Here is a 22,134-nt window from a genome sequence, read left to right as displayed (position 1 = left end):
TCGGCGAGGTCGGAGGGATCGGCGGTTTGCGTGGTCGCGGTGGTCACTGTCCGGCCTCCTCGGTGATGCGCCGGAGCGCGACGTCGTGCGGGTGCCAGCAGGCCGCCCGGTGCCCGGCGTCGGCGCCCGCGTCGGCCGTGACGGCCTTGAAGCCGGGACGGCTCGATGTGCACTGATCGTCCGCGCGGGCGCAGCGCGGGGCGAAGGTGCAGGCGTCGGGTTGTTCGTCGAGGCTCGGCACGAGGCCCGGGATCTCGGGAAGCCGCCGCTTGCCCCCTCCGCCGGACGTGACGGCCAGGACGGACCCGGCCTCCGCACCCTCCGCGACGGCCACGCCCGGCCTGAGCACCGCGCCGAGCAGGCCGCGGGTGTACGGGTGCCGGGGCGTCTCGAACAGCTCATGCACCGGGGCCTGTTCGACGGGCCGTCCCGCGTACATCACGAGGACCCGGTCGGCGATGTCCGCCACCACCCCGAGGTCGTGGGTGATGAGCACGACGGCCGTGCCGAGGCGTTCCCGCAGGGACTGCAGGACGTCGAGGATGCCCGCCTGGACGGTGACGTCGAGGGCGGTCGTGGGCTCGTCGGCGATGAGCACGGCCGGGTCGCAGGCGACCCCGATGGCGATCATCACGCGCTGCCGCATGCCGCCGCTGAGCTGGTGCGGATACTCGTCGATGCGCTGCCGGGGCGCGGGTATGCCCACCAGGTCGAGGAGTTCGACGGCACGCGCGCGTGCCTGCTTCTTCGTCAGCCCCTGGTGGCGGCGGAGCACCTCGCCGATCTGCCGTCCGACGGTGAGGACCGGGTTCAGCGAGGTCATCGGCTCCTGGAAGATCATCGCGATGTCCTTGCCGCGGACCCGCCCCAGCTCCTTCTCGCCGGCGCCGGCGAGCTCTCGTCCCGCGAGCCGGATCGATCCCGTGATGTGCGCGGTGGGCGGCAGCAGCCCCGTCACGGCCATCGCGGCGACCGACTTTCCGCACCCCGACTCGCCCACGACGGCGAGGACTTCACCGGCGGCGAGGTCGTACGACAGATGGTCGACGGCGTGCACGGTACGCGTACCGGACCGGAAGGACACCGACAGGTCCCGCACGCTGAGCGCGGCGCCTTCGGGCGCCACCGGCGCGGCGCCGGCAGGCGCGTCGGGAGTCCGGGTCCGAGGGGCGTCAGAGGTACTCATCGGGTGCCTCCACGGGGATCGAGGACGTCACGCAGCCCGTCGCCGAGCAGGTTGAACGCGAGGGTCGCCGCGACGATGGCGAGGCCGGGGAAGACGGCCATCCAGGGCGCGGGCGCGAGGAACGCCTGGGCGCTCGACAGCATCACGCCGAGCGAGGGGTCGGGCGGCTGCACGCCCAGGCCCAGGAAGCTGAGCATGGCCTCGCCGATGATCGCGGTCGGAATGCCCACGGTCGCCTGGACGATGAGCGCGGAGGTGGCGTTGGGCAGGATGTGGCGCAGCAGCACCGTCCCGTCGCCTCCGCCGTTGGCGACGGCCGCCGCCACGTAGTCGGCGTGCGCGAGGCGCAGCGTCTCCGCGCGGATGATCCTGATGACCGCGGGCATCTGCGAGATGCCGATGGCGATCGTCGCGTTGGTGAGTGAGGGCCCGAGGACGGCGGCGAGCCCGACGGCGAGGACCAGGAAGGGGAAGGCGAGCAGGGTGTCGGTGAGCCGCGAGACGGCGCTGTCCGCCGCCTTTCCGTAGTAGCCCGCGAGCAGGCCGAGGGGTACGCCGACGAGGAAGGCGAGCGCCACCGCCAGGAGGCCCACCTGCATGGACGCCCGGGCCCCGTAGACGACACGGGAGAGCTGGTCGCGGCCGAGGTCGTCGGTGCCGAGCCAGTGCGCCCAGCCGGGCGCGGACAGTGCGTTGTCGAAGTCGGGCTGAGCTGGGTCGTAGGGCGCGACAAGAGGCGCGAGCAGGGCGGCGAGGACGAACACCGCGGCGATCACCCCGCCGGCCACCGCAAGCTTGTTCGTGCGGAGGGCGCGCAGCTTGGCGCTGCCGGTTCCCCGGGTCCTCATGTCCCGTATCGCTGTCACGACGGCTGCCGTGGTCACCGGGCTGCACCTCCGAGCCGGATACGCGGGTCGATGACCGAATAGGCCACGTCGACCAGCAGGTTGATCAGGATGTAGGCGGCGGAGGTGCACAGCACCACGCCCTGCAGGGTCGCGTAGTCGCGGGTGAAGACGGCGTCGATGGTGAGCTTGCCGAAGCCCGGGAGGACGAAGATCTGCTCGGTGACGACGGCCCCGGAGATCAGGTGGCCGAGCTGGAGGCCCAGCACGGTCACCACGGTGACCAGGGAGTTCCTGAGCGCATGCCCGCCGATGATCTCGCGCCGCGACAGCCCCTTGGCCCGGGCGGTGCGTATGTAGTCGGCGGAGAGCGAGTCGAGCATGGCGGCCCTGGTCTGCCGCATGACGACCGCAGCCAGGCCCGAGCCGAGTACGACGGCCGGCAGCACCATGCGGCGCAGGTTGTCGAGGGGGTCCGTGCCGAACGGTACGTAGCCGGATGCGGCGAAGACCGGGAAAGCGATGGCGAAGGCGAGGACGAGCACGATGCCCAGCCAGAAGCTGGGCACGGAGAGCCCGAGCAGCGCCACGGCGTTCGCGATCCACTCCTCGGGCCTGCCGCGCCGGACGGCAGCGACGACGCCCGCGCCGATGCCGAGGACGACGGCGAACAGCAGGGACAGGAACGCGAGTTCGAGCGTGACGGGCAGTGCTGCGGCGATGGCGTCGGAGACGGGGAGCCCGGTGCGCGACGACGTCCCGAGGTCTCCGGTGAGGGCGTGCCCGATGAACCGTCCGTACTGGATCACGATGTTGTCGTCGAGTCCGTACTCGGCGCGGATCGCGGCGAGCGCCTCGGGGCTGCGTTCCTCTCCCGCGAGGGCGAGCGCCGGGTCGCCGGGCAGGGCCCGGATGCCGGCGAAGACGACGACGGAGACGAGGAAGAGGGTGATGACGGACTGACCGAGGCGCCTGAGCAGATAGGCGGCCATGGGGTTCCGTGGGGCACGGGCCTTCATGGCGGCCAGGAGCTTCGTCTGCCTGGTGGACTTCGGAGGCTCGCCCGGCGTGGTGGACTCGGCGGGTGGCGTGAGCGTCATCGCGCGTACCCCGCGTTCCTGACCCGGACCAGGCCGTCGCCGTAGACGCGGACGCCTGCCACGTCCTTGCGTGCGACGACGTAGTTCTTCTGCCGGTAGAGGTAGATGAGGGCGTGCTGGTCGTTGACGCGGCGCGTCAACTCGTCGTAGATGCGGGCGCGTTCGGCCGGATCGGCCTCGGCCCGGCCCCGGTCGATGAGGTCGTCGATCTTCGGGTCGGACAGTCCGTAGGAGTTCATGGCACCCCGGGTCTTCAGGAAGCTGGCGATGTTGCCGTCCGGGTCGAGCCGCCCCGACCAGCCGCTGGTGAAGGCGTCGTAGTCGCCGGAGTCGGTCTCTTCGAGGAGCGTCGCGTACTCGGTGGGGCGCAGGGTGACGTCGAAGCCGGCCTCCTTGGTCATGGCCTGGATGACCTGGCCGACGCGGTTCTGCTCAGGTGTGGTGGAGATCTTGAGCTCGAGCCGCACCGGGGTCTTCACGCCCGCCTCCTTCAGCAGCCGCTTCGCCTCGGCCACGTTCCGCTCAGGGCACTGCGACGCCTTGACGCCGGGCGCGATGGCGGATTCGGGCGAGATCGGTCCGCAGGCCGGTTCGTACATGCCCTGGAAGACGACCTTGTTGATCAGCCGGCGGTCGATGGCGAGCTCGAAGGCGGCACGCACGCGTGCGTCGCGCGCGAGGGGCGTGTCGACGGGACCCGGCTTCTCGCCGAGGCCCTTGACGTTGCCCACGTTGAGGCCGAGGCCCTGGTAGCCGAGCGAGGGTGAGTTGAAGAGCTGCAGCTCCGGCTCGGTGAGAGCGCTCCGGACGTCGACGGGCGTCATCTGGTCGCCGACCTGGATGTCGCCCGAGCGCAGATTGGCGAGGCGGACGCTGCCGTCGGGGATCGGCTTGTAGACCACCTTGTCGAGGTGGACCGTGTCGGCGTCGTAGTAGTTCGGGTCCTTGGCGAGCACGATGCGGTCGCCGCCGACGCGCTCCACGAAGCGGAACGGGCCGACACAGGAGGGATGGTTGGTGAAGTTCTTGCCGTACGTCTTGAGCGCCTTCGGCGACATCACCATGCCGGAGCGGTCCGCGAGGACGGCGGTGAGCGGGACGTACGACTCCTTGAGGGTCAGCTTCACCGTGTACCGGCCGGTGGCCACAGCGCTGTCGAGCGGAGCGAGTTCGGTGGCGCGGGCGGAGCCCGGCAGGTCGCGGTGGCGCAGCAGCGACGTCACGACGGCGGCGGCGTCGAGCTTCGTGCCGTCGCTGAACCGTGCGTCCTTGCGGACGCTGAAGGTGACCGTACGGCCGTCGGGCGAGGTCTTGGGCAGAGCGGTGGCGAGCTGGGGGACGACGGTGCCCTTTTCGTCGACGTCGTAGAGCTTCTCGCACATGCCGGCGAAGACCGTGCGGCCCACCAGCGTCTGTGCGAGCGACGGATCGAGCTTGTCGGGGTCGGCGTTGAGCGCGACCGTGAGGGTGCCCCCGTCGCGTACGGGGCGGTCGTCGGCCATGCGCTCCCCGCCGACCTCGGTCGCCGAGGACTGCAGGGAGCCGCAGCCCGCCGTTGTGGACAGAACCAGGACAACTGCCGCCAATGAAACGGCTGTTCGACGCACGTGAACAGACCTCCGACAGGGGGGACGCGGCGATCGGGAATACCGCAGAACGTATTTCGCATACATTCCGCGATCAAGGGGTGCGGCCAGCAGGCATGAGTGAAACCTGTGAAGTTTGAATGTCGCAGCGCGACATAAGTGTGCGCGCTACACACATCGACCTGACCGCAGCGCGCTGACAAGGCGCCAGGGGCGCCGCCCGGCGCGTGGAGGCGCATTGCCGGCTACGGCGACGCGCAGGCCGACCGAATGCGTCGCGTTGCCGCGCGTACGGACCAGGCGGATGGCACGATGGCCGCCATGACCACCGGGCCCGGCTTCCGCCTCGCGCGCTCCGCGATCTTCGCGGGCGCGTGTGTGGCGACGACGGGTCTGGGGCATGCGCTGATGTCCGGCGAGGCGCTGCCGGGCCGCGTGGTCGGGTCCGCGTTCGCCGCCGTCGCCCTCGCCGCCTGGTTCCTGACGGGCCGCGAACGCGGGGCCGCCGTGGTGACCGGCGCGACCGTGGTCACCCAGATCGCGTTGCACCTGGCGTTCACCCTGTTCTCGTCCTCGGCGACGACGGGCCTTGGGGCCACACCGTCGACGGCGCATCACATGGCCGGTATGCACACGGCCATGGGCGCGGGCACGAGTACGGGCATGGCGCAGATGCACCACCTGCAGCACACCATGGACCCGGCCTCGATGGCGTCGGGTCACCTGCACACGGCGGCCGGTCACGGCACGTCCCTCGGGATGGTGCTGGCCCACGCGCTGGCCGGGCTGCTGTGCGGACTGTGGCTGTGGCGGGGCGAGGCCGCGGCGTTCCGCCTCGGCCGGGCCCTCACGGCGTTCCTGTTCGCGCCTCTGGCGCTGGCTGTCGGCCTGTTCATGGCTGTGGCAGTGCCTCAGGGCCCTGCCCGCGTACGGCCGTTCCGCCGTGCCGGCCAATGGTTGCGCCGTCTGCTGCTGCAGCACGCCGTCCCGCGGAGGGGTCCGCCGGTACGTCCGGTCTGCGTCTGACACCACCCGTCCCGGCCACGGCCGGTGACCGGTGAAGCGGTGACGTACCGGAGTACCGGCGCGCGTTCACTTCGCACTCGAGACACTCGAAATCAGTTCGCGCTTGAGGCATTCGAGATCGCTTCGCACTTGAGGCGTTCGTCCGCATTCGAGTCCGTGTGTGCCTGGGCGCCGGGTCCTGAGATCCCGTGGCTCTCCGTCGTGCCCCCGAGTGGGCGTGTGCCTGGAGAGCCGCCCGCCGACGGAATCGCGCCCTCGCGCCGGTTCCGTCCGCATGCGAAGGACTTTTGTGATGACCCCTTCCCCGATACGGCTTCCTCGCGGCCGGATCCGGGCGCACAGCGACGCGCAGGTCACTGCGTGGGCGCTGGCCGCCCGGGACGGTGACCCGGAGGCGTTCGAGAGTTTCGTCCGTGCCACCCGCGGCGACGTGGGACGCTACGTCGCCTTTCTCGGTGGCGATCCGCACGGCACCGACGATCTCACCCAGGAGACGTATCTGCGGACGCTCACGGCCCTGCCCCGGTTCGCGGGCCGGTCGTGCGCACGCACCTGGCTGCTGGCGATCGCCCGCCGCGTCGTCGTCGACCGCTACCGCGCCGCCGCCGCACGTCCGCGTATCGCCGACACCCGCGACTGGCAGGCCGCGGCGGAGCGCACGCAGGCCCGTGGCCTTCCCGGGTTCGAGGACGGCGTGGCGCTGTTCGACCTGCTGAGGTCGCTGGACGCACCGCGCCGGGAGGCGTTCGTGCTCACCCAGCTCCTCGGTCTGCCCTACGCGGAGGCCGCGGGCGCGGTCGGCTGCCCCGTCGGCACCGTGCGTTCCCGGGTGGCCCGGGCACGCGAGGACATGACCGCGCTGCTGCGCCAGGCGGAATCGCGTAGCCAGGCGGAGGCGCACAGCCGGGCAGAGTCGCGTACCGGCAGCCCGCACGCGGCGAAGCCCGAGGTCCCGGCCACCAGGCCCGGGAGTTCCATACCGTCCGCTCCCCGGCAGGGGTCGCCGTTCGCGGCATCCCCTGGCTGCGGGAGCGCCGGGTCCCCGGGCCCTCGGATCCCACATCACCAGAACCAACACGGAGGTTGAACCATGACGGACATCAACGGCCTCGAGCCGATCGCCTCGTTCTGCGGCAACTGCAACTGCGGCTGCCCGCAGCTGTATGTCGACCCGAACGCTCCCGCCGATCGCCGTGTCATCCTCACGGACGACTTCGGGCAGCGGGTGCAGATGAGCGCGGACCAGTTCGCCTCACTGGTCGAAGAGGCCAGGTCGGGCGCGCTGGACGGCGTGCTCAAGGCCTGACCGGGGGCGGCGCGGTGGTGTGCTTCGAAGCTCACCACCGCGCCGCCTGCCCCGACACGTATGTACGAGGCGTCGCGGCCGTCTCAGTCCTCGGCCATGTGCCAGGCCGTCGTGCCGAGTTGCTGCTCGGGCCCGATGTCGAGCGGTTCCGTCATCCGTACGGTGACGGGTTCACCACCCGCCTTGGGTGCGATCCGCAGATACGCGCCGGCCCCCGCTCCCATGCGCCACAGCAGGCTCGTCTGCGCCGACTCGCCGGGCTCCAGGGTCAGCGGCCGAGGCTCCGGCTCGTCCCGCGGGGCCATGGGGATGGAGTCGGTTCCCTGTACGGCCTTCACGCCGTCCATGACCTTGCCGTTCTCGTCGAGGACGCGGACGGACGGATAGCCGTTCAGGCGGTACGGCCGCTTGCCGCAGTTGGTAAGCATCACCGTCTGGGCGCGCAGCCCCATGGCGCCGTCCACGGGGCCCGCCGAGATGCGCACACCTGACGTGGGACAGCCCGTCTCGTCCTGGACACGCCCGCTCGAACCCGGCCTCTGCCCTGGCGACCGCACCGGGGCGGGCGTTCGTGCCGCGGTGGGTGGCGCGGACGAGGTCACGGACGGCTCGGGCCCGCGCTCCGGATCCCGTTCGCGATCCAGCTCGGCCGACAGGCCGCACCCGCTCGCCGTGATCGCCGACAGGGCGGTGACGACGGCGAACAGGACCGATGTCCGTATCCCTCGTATCGCAGCCACGCGTCGATCATCGCACGCACAGTCGATTCGGGGCGGCGGAACCGAGATCGCCGAAGTGTCCGACGATCGCCTTGTCCCGGCCGGACCCCGCGGGCGACCGTGGGGGCATGACCGTCGCCGACCGTACGCACCTCCCGGTCCCCGAACCTGACCTGACCGAGGCCGAGTTGGTCGAGCGGGCCGTCGCACTGCGGCCCGTCCTGCTGGAACGCCAGCAGGAGACCGAGCGGCTGACCCGCTATCCGGCCGCCACCCACGAGGACTTCCTGCGGGCCGGTTTCTACCGGACCCTGCAGCCGCGCCGCTACGGCGGCTACGAGTTCGGACTGCCCACGTTCTTCCGCGTCGTCGTCGAGATCTCCCGCGGCTGCCCGTCGACGGGCTGGGCGCTGTCCCTGGTCTCCGCCCATGTGCTGCAGTTCGCCTCGCTGTTCGGCGAGGACGTCCAGACGGAGGTGTTCGGCGCGGACGGCGAGTTCCGTGCCGCGTCCACCGTCCTGCCGATCGGTTTCGCCCGGCCGGACGGCGACGACCACTACGTTCTCGACGGCACCTGGCCGTACTCGTCCGGCGCGCCGTACTCCACGCACTACGTGGGCCAGACCCTGCTCGCGCCCGAGAAGGAGGGCGATCCCCCTGGCCCGCTGCTGCTCTTCGTGGCGCCGCGGTCCGAGTGGACCGTGGTCGACGACTGGCACGGCACGCTCGGCCTGCGCGGCACCGGTTCCAACAGCATCCGCATCGACAACGGCCGCATCCCCGCCCGTCTGACCGTTCCGGCGAGCCTGCTGGACCTGCCCGTCGAGGGCGGCACCCCCGGTTCCCGGCTGCACGGCAATCCCATGTACGCGGGCCGGGCGGCCAGCTTCTTCCACGGCGAGCTGGCGTCGTTCATGGTGGGCACCGCCTATGCGGCCGCCGACGAGTACGCGGCGATCATCTCGGGCCGTCCGCTCGCCACCGACCCCGAACGCACCCGCGCCGACCTGCCCGACTACCAGCGCTACCTGGGTCAGGCGCTCGCCAGGATCTCCACGGCGGAGGCCGCCCTGCACAGTGCGGCCGAGGAGTACATGGAGGTCTGCCGGCGCAACACCGCGGGCGAGGCGCCCTTCACGATGGCCGAGGACGACCGGCTCGCGGCCGTGTTCCTCACCGCCGGCCAGCTCGCCTGGGAGGCACTCCACGGCATCCTCTACCGGACGGCGGGCTCCCGGCACGCCCGTGACGGAGCCCGTATGCAGCGGTACTTCCGGGACGGCGCGACCTACGTGAGCCATGTCGCGCCGAACATGGCCGATCCGCTGGCCCAGCGCATCGGTTCGGCCCGCGTGGGCCTGCCGTTCGATCACATTCCGCTGGTGACGTGACCAGCGGCCTTCCTCCGCAGCCGTCGGCCCTGTTCGCCGGGCTCGGGCTCAGGGTCGGCAGCGTCGCAGTTCGGGGACGCACTCACCGGTGAGGAGCTCGTGTGCGATCAGCCGTCCGGCGGTGGGGGCGAGGGTCACGGCCGAGTGCATGACGGCCACGTAGACGGACTCGTCCGGTGTGAGCCGCCCGATGAGGGGTCCGTTCGCCGGCATGGGGCGCCTGCCCACCCCGTGCCCGAGCAGACGGACGGGACCGAGGTCGTCGAAGGCTGACCGCAGACGCCCCAGTGTGCGCTGTGCGTGCCGGTCCAAGTCTGCGCTCGACCTTCCTTCTCCGTGAGCCGTGGTCATCAGGAGGTGACCGTCGCGGTACTCCCGGGCCTCGAACTGCGGGCCGGCGAGCACGGTCCTGACCAGTCCCGGCGGCGCCGCCACGCGCAGGGAGAAGGCCGGAGAGACCGCTATGGGCAGGGCCGCACCCAGCGGCTCGCACAGGGCCCTGACCTCGGTGCCGGCGGCGAGCACCACCGTCGATGCCGGATGAAGTCCCGCGGGGGACAGCACTCCTGTGACACGTCCGCCGACGATCTCGAGGGAGGTGACAGGCGCGCCGTGGACCACCCGCGCACCGAGCGCGCGAGCGGCGTCCACGAGCGCCACGGTCATGGCGACCGGATCGACACCGCCGTCGGTGGGCGTGTAGACGGCCTGCTCGGGAGGGATACGGAGGTTCGGTTCGAGCTCGGCGATCTCGCGGCGTCCGACCACGTACTGGCCGGGCCCCGGCCGCGGGCCCTCCCCGGGCCGCACCGAACCGTCGCTCCATACCAGCGAGCCCGTCCAGCGAACCGCCACTCCGGGCAGCTCGGCTTCGAGCCGCCGGTAGTCCGCGAGCACCGAGCCGCGCAGGTCCTCGGCACCGCCCGGCCAGTCACCACTGCAGCCACCGATCCACGCGAAGGAAGCGCCTGTGACTCCTGCGGCCGGTGACGGTGCCTGGTCGATCAGAGTCATGGGCGCGCCCCGGCGTGCCAGGTGATAGGCCACGGAGGAGCCGACGATTCCGGCGCCGACGACGACGATGTCCGCCATGGTCTACAGCGGGAGGTCGGTGAGGAGTTCGCGCAGCCAGCGCGCGCTCGCCACTTCTCCGGGCTCCCCGGCGTCCCGTGCGTCGCCGGCGCCCTCGACTGATCCGGGAAAGAGTCGGTCCCAGGAGCAGGCCCGGCCGATCGCCGCGAGGCGGCATGCCAGACTCGCCGCGCGCCGCAGTTGCCGGGCTGTGAGGCCGCCTTCCGTCCACGGTTCCAGGTAGGCGTCCCGTAGCCGCGGCAGCACCTCGGGTCCGTACCGCTCGCGGGCCACGCGTGCGGTGACCAGCAGGCTGCAGAAGGGATGGGAGACGGACGCGTCGCCCCAGTCGAAGAAGGTGAAGCGGCCCGGTTCCGGGGCGAAGACCTGAGCTTCGTGCAGGTCGGAGTGGTCGAGCGAATCGGCGACGCCCGTGCTCGCGAGCTCCTCGCACCAGTCGACCAACCGAGGTCGCAGCTCACGCAACGCCGTGCGGTCGCCGGCGTCCAGCACGGTGTTCTCCCCCGTGATCCGGTCGAAGATCCCGGAGAGTTCCCCCGTGCGCGCGCTGGGGACGCCGAGCTTCTCGATCTTTCCTGCGCAGGGGACGAGAGCGCGCTGCATCTCGGCGTACTGGCGCAGCATCTCTTCCCAGGCGCCCGGGCCGGCGGCCCCGTCATCGAGTACGTCGGCGAACAGCGTGCCGCCGTCCGGGAGCAGCGACCAGCCCTGTTCGGCGTCGACGGCGAGCGGGCTCAGCACATGGTCCGGGACCCAGGAGGCCAGCGCATTCCCCAGCGCTGCCTCGAAGGCGCTGGCGGGCGGATTCGCCTTGAACCACACGGCGTCGTGCTCGCCGACGGACATCCGCACCAGCACGGACCACGGCCGCAGCCGCACCTTGCGCTCCCCCGTCTCCCGCAGGCCGTGAGCGGCGAGCCCCTGTTCAGCCCACCCGAGCGCGGCCGCCCGCCAGCTTTTCAGCTCCCACGGTGTCACGGCCTGCGGATACCGCCCCCGGTCCACGGCCTCCGGCACTTCACGTCGCATCCCGCCATCCCATCTCTCGCCCGTCGAAGTCAGAGACGCCTGCGCTGTCAGGCGCGCCGACCCACACTCAGCAGGTGGCCGCTGATGCCCAGCAGGGTCGGCTCCGACTCGATGTGGCGTGCCGCCGCCAGTACGGCCTCGCGGCGGTCCTCGTCGTCGAGCCACTCCTCCACGCCGCCCATCAGCCAGGCGGCGCCCTCCAGGCCGTACTGCCCGACGGGCGTGAGTCCCGCGTCGGTGAACTCGCCGGGGACATCGGCCGGGTCGGCGAAGTAGGCGGTGGTGAAGAGTGCGTCCTCGCCGCCGGCGGCGTGTCGTCCGTCGGTGGCGTGGGCGTCGGTGCGGGCGCGTTGGAGCGGGTCGAAGTAGCGCTCCTGGCGGAGCACGTCGTGCAGTCCCGCGTAGCGGTTGATGGTGGCGGCGGCGACCAGTCCCCCTGGGCGGACAGTGCGGCGGGCCTCGGCGAGGGCACGCACCCGGTCCGCCCGCTCGGTCAGGTGGTAGAGGGGGCCGAGCAGCAGCACCACGTCGTAGGCGCCGTCGTCGGCCGGCAGTGCGCGGGCGTCTCCGTGCCGGGCGCTGACGCCCGGCAGCCGGTCCGCCTGCTCCACATGGAGCGGGACGGGGTCGATCAGCTCGACCGTGTACCCATCCCGGGCCAGCCACTCCGCGTGGACGCCGGTGCCGCCGCCGACATCGAGTAGGCGCGCGGGAGGTTCGGGAAGGTGTCGCCGCAGGATTTCCCGGGTGCGCCAGAACTCAAGTCGGCCGACGCCCTTTCTGAGACGTGCGTCCTCCTTGCCCTGGGCGTAGTAGGCGAGGATCTCTTCGCGTACGGAGGGCAGTTGCGTCATGTGACCAGGCTGCTGAACAGGCGTGACGGCACGCAACTGGTTTCGCGGGCGTGCTGCGCAGGGCGTGTCGGACGGCTGTACGTATCAAGAGAGGCTCGGCAGGGCGCGGAGAATGGAACAAGCCGGGCGCCCCTGTCGCCGCACAGAGACTCGTGTGAAACTGTCGTCCCCTCCGCAGTGTGGGCCGGGCCCTCAGTGCGGTTGCCCCTCTGCCGCCGAACTCCTGAGAAGTGACACGTGCGTCCTCTTCCTCTGCCGCTCACTCTCACCGCGCGCCTGCTGCCGGTCGCAATCCTCGCCGTCACGGGCTGGGCCTGGTCGTCCGACCCGGGCGCCGCATCCGACGGGCACACCGAGGCGTCGTCGGGCGGCGGAGCATCGCCATCGGCGCCGGCGGCTTCGGTGGCGGCGAAGACGTACCGTACGCCTCCGGCACCCTGCGGCAGCATTTCGGAAAAACTGCTCAAGTCGCTCGTTCCCGGTGCCAAGACGGCGGGCAAGGAGCTGTCCTCGACCGACAAGTCGGTGCGCCGCACCTGCTCCTGGAACGCGCTCAAGGGCTACGACTACCGCTGGCTCGACGTCACCTTCGAGATCAAGGACGACGATGCAGCGGCCCAGAAGGCGTACAAGGACCGTGTCGCGGAGAAGAGCGGCGGCGGGGCGGTCCCCGGTCTCGGCGACACGGCCTACTCCGTCGTGAACCTCACCACCGAGGACAAGCAGGAGACCCGCGAGGGAGCGGTGATCGCCCGCGCGTCCAACGTACTGGTGGCGATCACGTACAACGGCAGCGACTTCGAGACGAAGAAGGCGCCCAGTACGGACGAGATCAACAAGGGCGCCATCAAAGCGGCCAAGGACGCGGTGGCCGCGTTGGAGGACGGCCAGAAGAGCTGACCGTCCTCCACAGTCGATGCCGGCCGAAGGCGGCCGAAGCCCCTACACTCCGGCCTGCTCCCGACCTCGTCCGGCCATCAGCACCACGTACAGCACCAGCGCCGACGCCAGACCGATCGCCCAGCCGTAGTCCGCGAGCGGCTTGAGGAACGGGATCAGACCGTCCACCGGGAAGGGCCCCTGCTTCGCGCCCTTCGCGTCGACGGTGGAGTAGGACCCGCCGACCGCCAGCAGGCCGCCCACCAGGAAGGCCAGGATCGCCCTCCAGTTGAAGCCCGAGGAGTACCAGTACTGACCCTCGCTCTTGTAGAGGTCGGCCAGGTTCAGGACGGTGCGGCGCACGATCCAGTAGTCGGCGATGAGGATGCCCGCCACCGTGCCGAGGAGACCGCCGACCACACCGAGCCAGGTGAAGATGTAGAACTCGGGCGTCGAGATCAGCTTCCATGGGAAGATCAGCACACCGATGACGCCGGTGATCAGCGCGCCCGTACGGAAGTTGATGAGCTTCGGGGCGAGGTTGGCGAGGTCGTACGCCGGGGAGACGACGTTGGCCGCGATGTTCACGGAGATGGTGGCGACCAGCACCGTGATCAGCGCGTACACCAGACCGAAGACGTTGTCGGCCTTGGCCGCCAGCGTCACCGGGTCCCAGATCGCCTCACCGTAGACGACCTCCGAACCGGAGGTGACCAGCACCGCGAGGACGGCGAAGAGCGTCATGGTGGTGGGCAGGCCCAGGGACTGTCCCCAGATCTGGGCGCGCTGCCCGGCGCCGAAGCGGGTGAAGTCGGGGATGTTCAGCGACAGGGTCGACCAGAAGCCGATCATGCCCATGAGGGAGGGGAAGAAGACGGTCCAGAAGTCGGGGCCCCAGCCCAGCTTCGAGGGCTGGTCGAGCAGGTGGCCGAAGCCGTCCGCCTTGACGGCGACCCAGATCAGCAGCACCAACGCGCCGGCGATGACGAACGGGGCGGCCCAGTTCTCGAAGTGGCGCAGGAAGTCCATTCCCCGGTAGATGATGGCGAGCTGCAGGGCCCAGAAGAGGATGAAGCAGAGCCACAGCGGCCACGGGTTGCCCGCGATCTGTCCGGCCTTCTCCCACTCGCCGCCGGTCAGCTTGGAGCCGAGGGCGAAGATGCCGCTGCCGCCGATCCAGGTCTGGATGCCGAACCAGCCGCAGGCGACCCCGGCCCGGATCAGGGCCGGGATGTTGGCGCCGCGTACACCGAAGGAGGCGCGGGCGAGGACCGGGAACGGGATACCGTACTTCGGGCCCGCATGCCCGGTGGCCAGCATCGGCAGCAGCACGATGACGTTGGCCAGGGCGATGGTGAAGACCGCCTGCTTCCAGTCCATGCCGAGGGCCACGAGACCGGACGCCAGGGTCCAGCTGGGGATGCAGTGGGCCATCGAGATCCACAGGGCGGCGAAGTTGTACGTCGTCCACTTGCGCTCGGCAAGCGGCACCGGCCGCAGATCCTCGTTGGCGAACGGGCTGTGTTCCGGGTAGGCGCCGGGGCTTATCTCTACGCGGCCGTCGGCGGCCGTGATCTGAGAGGCCGGGTACTGCGCGGCGGGCTGTGGTGGCGGGCCCGTGGGGACGGTGTCGGTCATGAGCAGGCCAATCGGTGAGGAGTGTAGGGAGAGGCCGTGCCGTGCGGGGGTGGCCGGTGCCCCTCCCCCGGGACGGCGGGGAGGGGACGACAGTGGGGTTCCCAAGATCGGGCTACCGGGTCACCCGGCGAGGATCGCCGGAATGACCGTAGATCCATACGCGTCGATGACGCGTTCCTGCGCATCGTGCATGTCGTACACCGCGAACTGATCGACCCCCAGCTCCCGCAGCTCCTTCATCTTCTCGATGTGCTTCCCGACCGGCCCGATCACACAGAACCGGTCGACGATCTCGTCGGGCACGAAGGCGGTGTCGGGGTTGTCGGCTCGCCCGTGGTGCGAGTAGTCGTAGCCCTCGCGGGCCTTGATGTAGTCGGTCAGTTCGTGCGGCACCATGCCGGAGTCCGAGCCGTACTTGGACACCAGGTCGGCGACGTGGTTGCCGACCATGCCGCCGAACCAGCGGCACTGGTCGCGGGCGTGCGCGAGCGCCTCCGGGGAGTCGTCCTCGGTGACGTACGCGGGTGCGGCGACGCAGATCTTGACCGCGGCAGGGTCGCGGCCGGCCGCAGCCGCCGCGTCCTTGACGGCCTTCACCATCCACTCGGTGAGGAACGGGTCGGCGAGCTGCAGGATGAAGCCGTCGGCCTCCTCACCGGTCATCTTCAGCGCCTTCGGCCCGTACGCGGCCATCCAGACGGGAAGGTGCGCGTCCTCCTTCGCCCAGGGGAACCTGATGACCGTGCCGCCGAGGTCGGCCTCCTGCCCGGAGCCGAGGGCCCTGATCACCTTCATGGCCTCGCTGATCCGGGCCAGCGTGTTGGGCTTGCGGCCCGCGACGCGCATCGCGGAGTCGCCGCGCCCGATGCCGCACACGGTGCGGTTGCCGTACATGTCGTTGAGGGTCGCGAAGGTGGAGGCGGTGACCTCCCAGGTGCGGGTGCCGGGGTTGGTGACCATCGGGCCGACGGTCAGCTTCTGGGTGTTGGCGAGGATCTGGCTGTAGATGACGAAGGGCTCCTGCCACAGCACGGCCGAGTCGAAGGTCCAGCCGTAGGTGAAGCCGTTGCGCTCGGCGCGCTTCATCAGGCTGATGACGCGGGAGGCAGGGGGGTCGGTCTGCAGGACGAGTCCGAAGTCCATGGCGCCACTCCTAAGTGCTCAGTGTGCTCAGGTGAGGTACTGACAGGTGGAGCGCGGGGTGTAGACGCCGTGCCCGGCACGCCCGGTGAACTCCCGCTCGGTGATGACGAGTTCGCCCCGGGACAGCACGGTCTCGACGCGTCCGGTGATCCGCTTCCCCTCGTATGCCGAGTAGTCGACGTTCATGTGGTGCGTCTCGGCCGAGACGGTCTGCTCGGCGTGCGGGTCGTAGATGACGACGTCCGCGTCCGCGCCGGGCGCGATCGTGCCCTTCTTCGGGTAGAGGCCGAACATCCGGGCCGGGGTCGCGCAGGCGATCTCGATCCACCGCCGGCGGCTGATGTGCCCGTCGACGACGGCCTGGTGGAGCAGGTCCATACGGTTCTCGACGCCCGGCAGACCGTTGGGGATCTTCGAGAAGTCGCCACGGCCGAGCTCCTTCTGGCCGACGAAGCAGAACGGGCAGTGGTCGGTGGAGACGACCTGGAGGTCGTTCGTCCTGAGGCCGCGCCACAGGTACTTCTGGTGCTCCTTGGGCCGCAGCGGCGTGGAGCACACGTACTTGGAACCCTCGAAGTCGGGCTCCGCGAGGTTGTCCGTGGACAGGAACAGGTACTGGGGGCAAGTCTCGCCGAAGACGTTCAGTCCCTCGTCGCGCGCCTTGGCCAGCTCGGCGACCGCCTCCATCGCCGATACGTGCACCACGTACAGCGGGGCGCCCGCGACCTGCGCGAGCTTGATGGCGCGATGGGTGGCCTCGGCCTCGAGGAGCGCCTTGCGGACCTCGCCGTGGTACCTCGGGTCCGTCTCGCCCCGGGCGAGGGCCTGCTGCACCAGGACGTCGATCGCGATGCCGTTCTCGGCGTGCATCATGATCAGCCCGCCGTTCTCGGCGGAGCGCTGCATGGCGCGCAGGATCTGGCCGTCGTCGCTGTAGAAGACACCCGGGTACGCCATGAACTGCTTGAAGGAGGTCACACCCTCCTCCACCAGCAGATCCATCTCCTTCAACGTGTCGTCGTTGACGTCGGAGACGATCATGTGGAAGCCGTAGTCGATCGCGCAGTTGCCGTCGGCCTTCGCGTACCAGGTGTCGAGGCCTTCGCGAAGGGAGTGGCCGACGCTCTGCACCGCGAAGTCGATGATCGTGGTGGTGCCGCCCCAGGCGGCGGCCCGGGTGCCCGTCTCGAAGGTGTCGGATGCGAAGGTGCCGCCGAACGGCAGCTCCATGTGGGTGTGCGCGTCGACTCCGCCCGGGATGACGTACTTCCCGGTGGCGTCGATGGTGCGGTCGGCCGTCCAGGCCTCGGCGGCCGGGGTGCCGTGCGCGGCGAGGGCGGCGATGCGCCCGTCCTCGATCAGGACGTCGGCATGGATCTCGTCGGCGGCGGTGATGACGAGGCCACCGCGGATGACGGTACGGCTGCTCATTGCTCCCTCGTTTCCTCGTAGGAAGTCCTCGTAGGGAAGGCTCGTGGGGAAAGGCTCGTAGGGGAGGTGCTCCCGCGGGCCCGGTCCGGCAGGACCAGGCCCGCGGACGGTACGCAACGGCTGCTCAGGGCCTGGTCACGGCGTCGTCAGCGGCGTGTACGCGCCGGGGGCCCGGTCGCGGTAGAACTGCCAGCGGTCGCGGACCTCGCGGAGCTTGGCCATGTCCAGGTCGCGGACGACGAGTTCGGTGTCCTTGTCGCTGGCGACCTCCCCGACGAACTGCGCCTCCGGGTCCACGAAGTACGAGGTCCCGTAGAAGTCGTTGTCGCCCAGCTCCTCCACGCCCACGCGGTTGATCGCGCCCACGAAGTACTCGTTGGCGACGGCCGCGGCCGGCTGCTCCAGCTGCCACAGGTACGCGGACAGGCCGCGCGAGGTGGCCGACGGGTTGAAGACGATCTCGGCGCCCGCGAGACCCAGCGCACGCCAGCCCTCCGGGAAGTGCCGGTCGTAGCAGATGTACACGCCGATCTTGCCGACCGCCGTCTCGAAGACGGGCCAGTCGGAGTGGCCGGGGCGGAAGTAGAACTTCTCCCAGAAGCCCTCGACCTGCGGGATGTGCGTCTTGCGGTACTTGCCGAGGTACGAGCCGTCGGCGTCGATCACGGCCGCGGTGTTGTAGAGGACGCCGGGCTGCTCCTCCTCGTACATCGGCAGGATCAGGACAAGGCCGAGCTCCTTGGCGAGCGCCTGGAAGCGCTTGACTACGGGTCCGTCGGGGATCTGCTCGGCGTACTCGTAGAACGCCTTGTCCTGGACCTGGCAGAAGTACGGCCCGTAGAACAGCTCCTGGAAGCACAGGACTTGTGCGCCCTGTGCGGCGGCGTCGCGGGCCGCCTGCTCGTGGACCTGGATCATCGACTCCTTGTCGCCGGTCCAGGCGGTCTGGAAGACGGCGGCGCGGACCACTCTGCTCATCGGGACCTCCGGTCGCTCGGTGTGCCGTGAGCCTAGAAAGCCCCGGCAGCGCCTCGGAGTTGCACCGTGTCACGTCTGCGGCGGGGTGGCGTTCCACGGTGTCACCCCTGTTCAGGCCGGATGCTTCCCTGCGTTCCGGGCGGTTTGCCGTGCTGTTTCCGCCGTGTGCCGGCGCACTGTGTGCCATGGCGTCACCTCCGCTGCGCGTCGTGCGCGAGCAGCGCGATATGGATGGACGCGGCCTGCTCGAAGTCGTCGAGGTCGACGCCGAGCCGGGCCTCGATGGCCTCCAGCCTGCGGTACAGCGCGGGTCTGCTGACGTGGTGCAGCTGGGCGGTCAGCGACTTGTTGCGCCCGGTCGCGAGATACGTCCGCAGCACCGGCAGCAGCTCGGGATCCCCATCACCGCCCCCGCAGAGCAGCCCGTCGAGCTCGCGCTCGGCGAAGGACTGCACATGCGGGTCGTCCCGCAGCAGCCGTACGAGACCGCGCAGCCGTACGTCGCGCAGCCGCACCAGCGCGGGAAGGTCCTGGTCGACGGGCGTGTCCGCGGCGGCCTCGGCGACGTGCAGCGCCTCCCGCAGACCGGCGGGCACGTCCTCCCAGGTGGTACGGGGCGCCGCTGCGGCGACGACGGGGCAGCTCCCGGCCCCGGTGCGCAGGCGGGCGGCGAAGTGCGCGGCCAGAGCGTCGGCGTCCTGGTCGCGGGCGAGGCTCAGCAGGACGGCGGTGAACCCCTCGGACAGCTCTCCGACCAGTCCGGACAGGCCCAGCAGCCGTAGAACGCGGCCGAGTTGGCCCGGATCGCCGTCCCGTACCACCAGCGGGACGAACGTGCGCCGGTTCACGGGCAGCCCGGCGGCGCGCGCCCGGGGCAGCAGCTGCCGGGCCGGTACGACGCCGGAGAGCACGTCGGTCAGCAGGCTCTGCGCGGACTGCTCCTCCCAGGCGGCGACCGTACCGCCGAGCAGGCGGTGCAGGACGAGGGCCTCGGCGCCGCGGTCGGCGAGCAGCCGGCCGGTCGCGGAGTCGCCGCGGTAGCCGCACAACACGAGGCGGCCCCAATGCTCGCCGCGTCCGCCGATGTCGGCGCGGATCCATCCGTCGCCCTCGTTGCCGCCCGCCTGGCGCGCGATGCGCTCCCAGTCGCGCAGCACGTCGTCCACCGCGGACCGCTCCCCCGCGGTGGCGAGGACGCGGTGCGCGAGGTTGGTGAGGATGACGGGGCAGGCGCTGTGCCCGGCGATCTCGTCGAGCAGCCGCTGCAGTGGCGCACCCGTCGTGATCAGCCCGGTCAGTGCGGTGCGTACGGCCTCGGAGAGGCTCACGGCCGCGAACTTGCGCCGCACCAGCCGGGACTGCACCTCCTCGGTGAGTTCCGCGAAGGGGAAGGGCCGGTGCAGCACGACCATCGGCATCCCACACCGCTCGGCGGCCCGCCGCATGGACTCGGGCGGGGCGGGGAAGGCCCGGCCGAGTCCGAGGACGACGGCCGCGGCCTCCGCGCGGTCCAGCGACCGGATGTACTCGGTCTGGATACGGGCGTCACCGGCGAGCAGCACGCCGGTGGTGAGCACCATCTCGCCGCCGCTGAGCATCACGCCGACGTCGGCGGCCTCGGCGACGTGCACCCAGCGCACCGGCCGGTCGAGCTGCCCCGCGCCCGCCACCACCTCCGGCTCGCCCGCCACGACCCGTTCGAGCGCGAGGATCTGGCGTACGGACAGGGCCGTTTCGGGAGCCGGGACGGTGGTGGTGACGGTCATGGCGACCCCTCCATGCGGCTGAACTAACAGACGCTGCTCAGGGCCCGTTCGAGGATCGCGGCGCCTTCTTCCGCCTCCGCGACGGTGAGCGACAGCGGTGGGGCGACCCGCAGCACGCTGGTGCTGTGGCCCCCGCCCTTGCCGATGAGCAGCCCGCCGGCGCGGGCCTCCTCGAGCACGGCGGCGGCCGCCTCCGGGCTCGCCTCGTCGGTGCCGGGCTTCACCAGCTCGATGCCGATCATCAGTCCTCGGCCGCGCACTTCCCGCACCCCGGGCAGCTGGGCGCAGATGCCGCGCAGCCGCTCGATGAGGAGGCCGCCGACGCGCCGGGCGTTGCCCTGCAGGTCGTGCTCCAGCAGATACGAGAGGTTGGCGAGGCCCGCGGCCATGGTGACCGGGGAGCCGCCGAACGTCGAGATGGAGTTGGCGTCCAGGCAGTTCATGATCTCGCCGCGGGCCACGACGCCGCCGATGGACATGCCGTTGCCGATGCCCTTGGCGAAGGTGAGCATGTCGGGCGGCCCGGCCTGCCCGTGCGCCTGCCAGCCCCAGAAGTTGTCGCCGGTACGGCCCCAGCCGGTCTGCACCTCGTCGGCGATCCACAGGATGCCGTGGCGCTGGAGGACCTGGCGGAACGCCGCGTACAGCCCGTCGGGCGGGGACGTGAAGCCGCCGACGCCCTGGACGGGTTCGGCGATGAGGGCCGCCACTCCCCCGCGGGTCTGGCCGAGCATGTCTTCGAGGTCGGCGACGCAGGCGGTGATGAACTCGTCGTCGCTCAGGGCCGCGAACGGCCCGCGGGTGCGGACGCCGCCGTGGACGTAGAGCGTCTGCAGCGGCGAGAGGCTGGTCGGGGACCAGCCGCGGTTGCCGGTGATGCCGATCGAACTGAACGAACGGCCGTGGTAGCTGTTGCGCATCGCCAGGATCTGGTTGGAGCGGCGGTACGCGGTGGCCAGCAGCAGCGCCGTGTCGTTGGCCTCCGTCCCGGAGGTGGTGAAGAAGACACGGGCGTCCGGGATGCCGGACAGGGCCGCGATCCGCTCGGCGAGCTCGATCATCGGCCGGTTGAGGTAGAGCGTCGACGAGTGGATGATCCGCCCGGCCTGCTCGCTGACGGCCTTGGTGACCTCGGGCAGCGCGTGGGCGGTCATGGTGGTGAGGATGCCGCCGAAGAAGTCGAGGTACCGGTTGCCCTCGGAGTCCCAGACGTGGCGGCCCTCGCCGTGCGTGATCTCGATCGGGTCGTCGTAGTAGAGGGCCAGCCAGTCGGGGAGGACGGCGCGGTGGCGGTCGTAGAGGTCTTTCACGGCTGTACCAGTCCTTCGTACGCGTCGGGTCGGCGGTCGCGGTAGAACGCCCACTGGTTGCGTACCTCGTCGATCAGGTCGAAGTCGAGGTCGCGGACGACGAGCTCCTCGGTCTTGTCGCTCGCGGTCTCGCCGACGAACTGGCCGCGCGGGTCGACGAAGTAGCTCGTCCCGTAGAAGTCGTTGTCGCCGTACTCCTCCTGGCCGACGCGGTTGATCGCGGCGATGAAGTACTCGTTGGCGACGGCGGCCGCGGGCTGCTCCAGCTGCCACAGGTAGGCGGACAGACCGCGGGATGTGGCCGACGGGTTGTAGACGAGCTGGGCGCCGTTCAGGCCGAGCTGCCGCCAGCCCTCCGGGAAGTGCCGGTCGTAGCAGATGTAGACGCCGACCTTGCCCACGGCGGTGTCGAAGACCGGCCAGCCCAGGTTCCCCGGCCTGAAGTAGTACTTCTCCCAGAAGCCCTTGACCTGCGGGATGTGGTGCTTGCGGTACTTGCCGAGGTACGAGCCGTCGGCGTCGATCACGGCCGCGGTGTTGAAGTAGAACCCCGACTGCTCGACCTCGAAGACCGGGACGACGATCACCATGCCGGTCTCGCGCGCAAGGTCCTGCATACGGCGCACGGTGGGGCCGTCCGGCACGGGCTCGGCCCAGCGGTAGTGCTCGGCCTCCTGCACCTGGCAGAAGTAGGGGGCGTTGAAGACCTCCTGGAAACCGATGATCTTCGCCCCTTGGCGAGCCGCATCGCGTGCATGCTCCTCATGCTTTGCGATCATGGATTCTGTGTCGCCTGTCCAGGTCGCCTGGACCAGTGCGGCGCGTACGACGTTGGCCATGAGCTGCTCCTTCGAC

Annotated in this window: 19 protein-coding genes and 1 pseudogene; 5 read left to right on the top strand and 15 right to left on the bottom strand. The window is 70.6% G+C overall.

Annotation, left to right across the window (positions count from 1 at the left end; translation table 11 throughout):
• Positions 1-43: 43 nt before the first annotated feature.
• The 4 genes from ACWD4J_RS08535 to ACWD4J_RS08520 form a co-directional block, all read right to left on the bottom strand.
• Complete coding sequence (locus ACWD4J_RS08535; RefSeq protein WP_451394551.1) at positions 44-1,186, bottom strand: ABC transporter ATP-binding protein; 1,143 nt, start codon at positions 1,184-1,186, stop codon at positions 44-46.
• Positions 1,183-2,034: an ABC transporter permease gene (locus ACWD4J_RS08530; RefSeq protein WP_451394715.1), complete on the bottom strand. Its 852-nt coding sequence runs from the start codon at positions 2,032-2,034 to the stop codon at positions 1,183-1,185. Before ACWD4J_RS08530 ends, ACWD4J_RS08535 begins: the two co-directional genes overlap by 4 nt.
• Positions 2,035-2,066: 32 nt before the next feature.
• Positions 2,067-3,023: an ABC transporter permease gene (locus ACWD4J_RS08525; protein WP_451394714.1), complete on the bottom strand. Its 957-nt coding sequence runs from the start codon at positions 3,021-3,023 to the stop codon at positions 2,067-2,069.
• Between the two features lie 104 nt (positions 3,024-3,127).
• Positions 3,128-4,717, bottom strand: coding sequence for an ABC transporter substrate-binding protein (locus tag ACWD4J_RS08520; RefSeq protein ID WP_451394550.1), 1,590 nt, complete (start codon positions 4,715-4,717; stop codon positions 3,128-3,130).
• 321 nt (positions 4,718-5,038) lie between these two features.
• Here ACWD4J_RS08520 and ACWD4J_RS08515 point away from each other — a divergent pair, with 321 nt between their 5' ends.
• From ACWD4J_RS08515 to ACWD4J_RS08505, 3 genes and pseudogenes are all read left to right on the top strand, one after another.
• Complete coding sequence (locus ACWD4J_RS08515) at positions 5,039-5,743, top strand: hypothetical protein (RefSeq protein WP_451394549.1); 705 nt, start codon at positions 5,039-5,041, stop codon at positions 5,741-5,743.
• A 292-nt stretch (positions 5,744-6,035) separates the two neighbouring features.
• A pseudogene (locus tag ACWD4J_RS08510) lies at positions 6,036-6,632 on the top strand (sigma-70 family RNA polymerase sigma factor); the annotation flags it as partial.
• Positions 6,633-6,833: 201 nt separating this feature from the next.
• Complete coding sequence (locus ACWD4J_RS08505; RefSeq protein WP_451394548.1) at positions 6,834-7,049, top strand: hypothetical protein; 216 nt, start codon at positions 6,834-6,836, stop codon at positions 7,047-7,049.
• Between the two features lie 83 nt (positions 7,050-7,132).
• Here ACWD4J_RS08505 and ACWD4J_RS08500 read toward each other — a convergent pair whose 3' ends face one another.
• Positions 7,133-7,789, bottom strand: a complete 657-nt coding sequence (locus tag ACWD4J_RS08500; RefSeq protein ID WP_451394547.1) for a DUF4232 domain-containing protein — start codon at positions 7,787-7,789, stop codon at positions 7,133-7,135.
• Positions 7,790-7,896: 107 nt separating this feature from the next.
• Between ACWD4J_RS08500 and ACWD4J_RS08495 the strand changes: the two genes are divergently transcribed.
• Complete coding sequence (locus ACWD4J_RS08495) at positions 7,897-9,159, top strand: acyl-CoA dehydrogenase family protein (protein ID WP_451394546.1); 1,263 nt, start codon at positions 7,897-7,899, stop codon at positions 9,157-9,159.
• Between the two features lie 48 nt (positions 9,160-9,207).
• Here ACWD4J_RS08495 and ACWD4J_RS08490 read toward each other — a convergent pair whose 3' ends face one another.
• From ACWD4J_RS08490 to ACWD4J_RS08480, 3 genes are read right to left on the bottom strand one after another with little or no spacing between them, the layout of a single operon-like run.
• Positions 9,208-10,251 (bottom strand): NAD(P)/FAD-dependent oxidoreductase, encoded by a 1,044-nt coding sequence (locus ACWD4J_RS08490; RefSeq protein WP_451394545.1) that lies wholly within the window; start codon positions 10,249-10,251, stop codon positions 9,208-9,210.
• 3 nt (positions 10,252-10,254) lie between these two features.
• Positions 10,255-11,280 (bottom strand): phosphotransferase, encoded by a 1,026-nt coding sequence (locus ACWD4J_RS08485; protein WP_451394544.1) that lies wholly within the window; start codon positions 11,278-11,280, stop codon positions 10,255-10,257.
• A gap of 47 nt (positions 11,281-11,327) precedes the next feature.
• A complete protein-coding gene (locus tag ACWD4J_RS08480; protein ID WP_451394543.1) occupies positions 11,328-12,134 on the bottom strand; it encodes a class I SAM-dependent methyltransferase in 807 nt (268 codons plus the stop codon).
• Positions 12,135-12,371: 237 nt separating this feature from the next.
• Between ACWD4J_RS08480 and ACWD4J_RS08475 the strand changes: the two genes are divergently transcribed.
• Positions 12,372-13,034: a hypothetical protein gene (locus ACWD4J_RS08475; protein ID WP_451394542.1), complete on the top strand. Its 663-nt coding sequence runs from the start codon at positions 12,372-12,374 to the stop codon at positions 13,032-13,034.
• A gap of 42 nt (positions 13,035-13,076) precedes the next feature.
• Here the strand turns inward: ACWD4J_RS08475 and ACWD4J_RS08470 are convergent, their stop codons facing one another.
• The 7 genes from ACWD4J_RS08470 to ACWD4J_RS08440 form a co-directional block, all read right to left on the bottom strand.
• Positions 13,077-14,651 carry an NCS1 family nucleobase:cation symporter-1 gene (locus ACWD4J_RS08470; RefSeq protein ID WP_451394541.1) on the bottom strand — a complete coding sequence of 525 codons (1,575 nt, stop codon included), beginning with the start codon at positions 14,649-14,651 and terminating at the stop codon, positions 13,077-13,079.
• Positions 14,652-14,771: 120 nt separating this feature from the next.
• Positions 14,772-15,794 (bottom strand): TIGR03842 family LLM class F420-dependent oxidoreductase, encoded by a 1,023-nt coding sequence (locus ACWD4J_RS08465; protein ID WP_451394540.1) that lies wholly within the window; start codon positions 15,792-15,794, stop codon positions 14,772-14,774.
• A gap of 27 nt (positions 15,795-15,821) precedes the next feature.
• The gene (hydA, locus tag ACWD4J_RS08460; RefSeq protein WP_451394539.1) at positions 15,822-17,225 is read right to left on the bottom strand and encodes a dihydropyrimidinase; all 1,404 of its coding nucleotides are present in this window, start codon (positions 17,223-17,225) and stop codon (positions 15,822-15,824) included.
• 135 nt (positions 17,226-17,360) lie between these two features.
• A complete protein-coding gene (locus ACWD4J_RS08455; protein WP_451394538.1) occupies positions 17,361-18,203 on the bottom strand; it encodes a nitrilase-related carbon-nitrogen hydrolase in 843 nt (280 codons plus the stop codon).
• 191 nt (positions 18,204-18,394) lie between these two features.
• The gene (locus ACWD4J_RS08450) at positions 18,395-19,969 is read right to left on the bottom strand and encodes a PucR family transcriptional regulator (RefSeq protein ID WP_451394537.1); all 1,575 of its coding nucleotides are present in this window, start codon (positions 19,967-19,969) and stop codon (positions 18,395-18,397) included.
• A 23-nt stretch (positions 19,970-19,992) separates the two neighbouring features.
• The gene (locus ACWD4J_RS08445) at positions 19,993-21,279 is read right to left on the bottom strand and encodes an aspartate aminotransferase family protein (protein ID WP_451394536.1); all 1,287 of its coding nucleotides are present in this window, start codon (positions 21,277-21,279) and stop codon (positions 19,993-19,995) included.
• The gene (locus ACWD4J_RS08440; protein ID WP_451394535.1) at positions 21,276-22,118 is read right to left on the bottom strand and encodes a nitrilase-related carbon-nitrogen hydrolase; all 843 of its coding nucleotides are present in this window, start codon (positions 22,116-22,118) and stop codon (positions 21,276-21,278) included. The genes ACWD4J_RS08445 and ACWD4J_RS08440 overlap by 4 nt, the downstream gene beginning before the upstream one ends.
• Positions 22,119-22,134: the final 16 nt, after the last annotated feature.

Source organism: Streptomyces sp. NPDC002577, from assembly GCF_053594815.1.
This window is presented reverse-complemented; position numbering and strand designations above follow the sequence as displayed.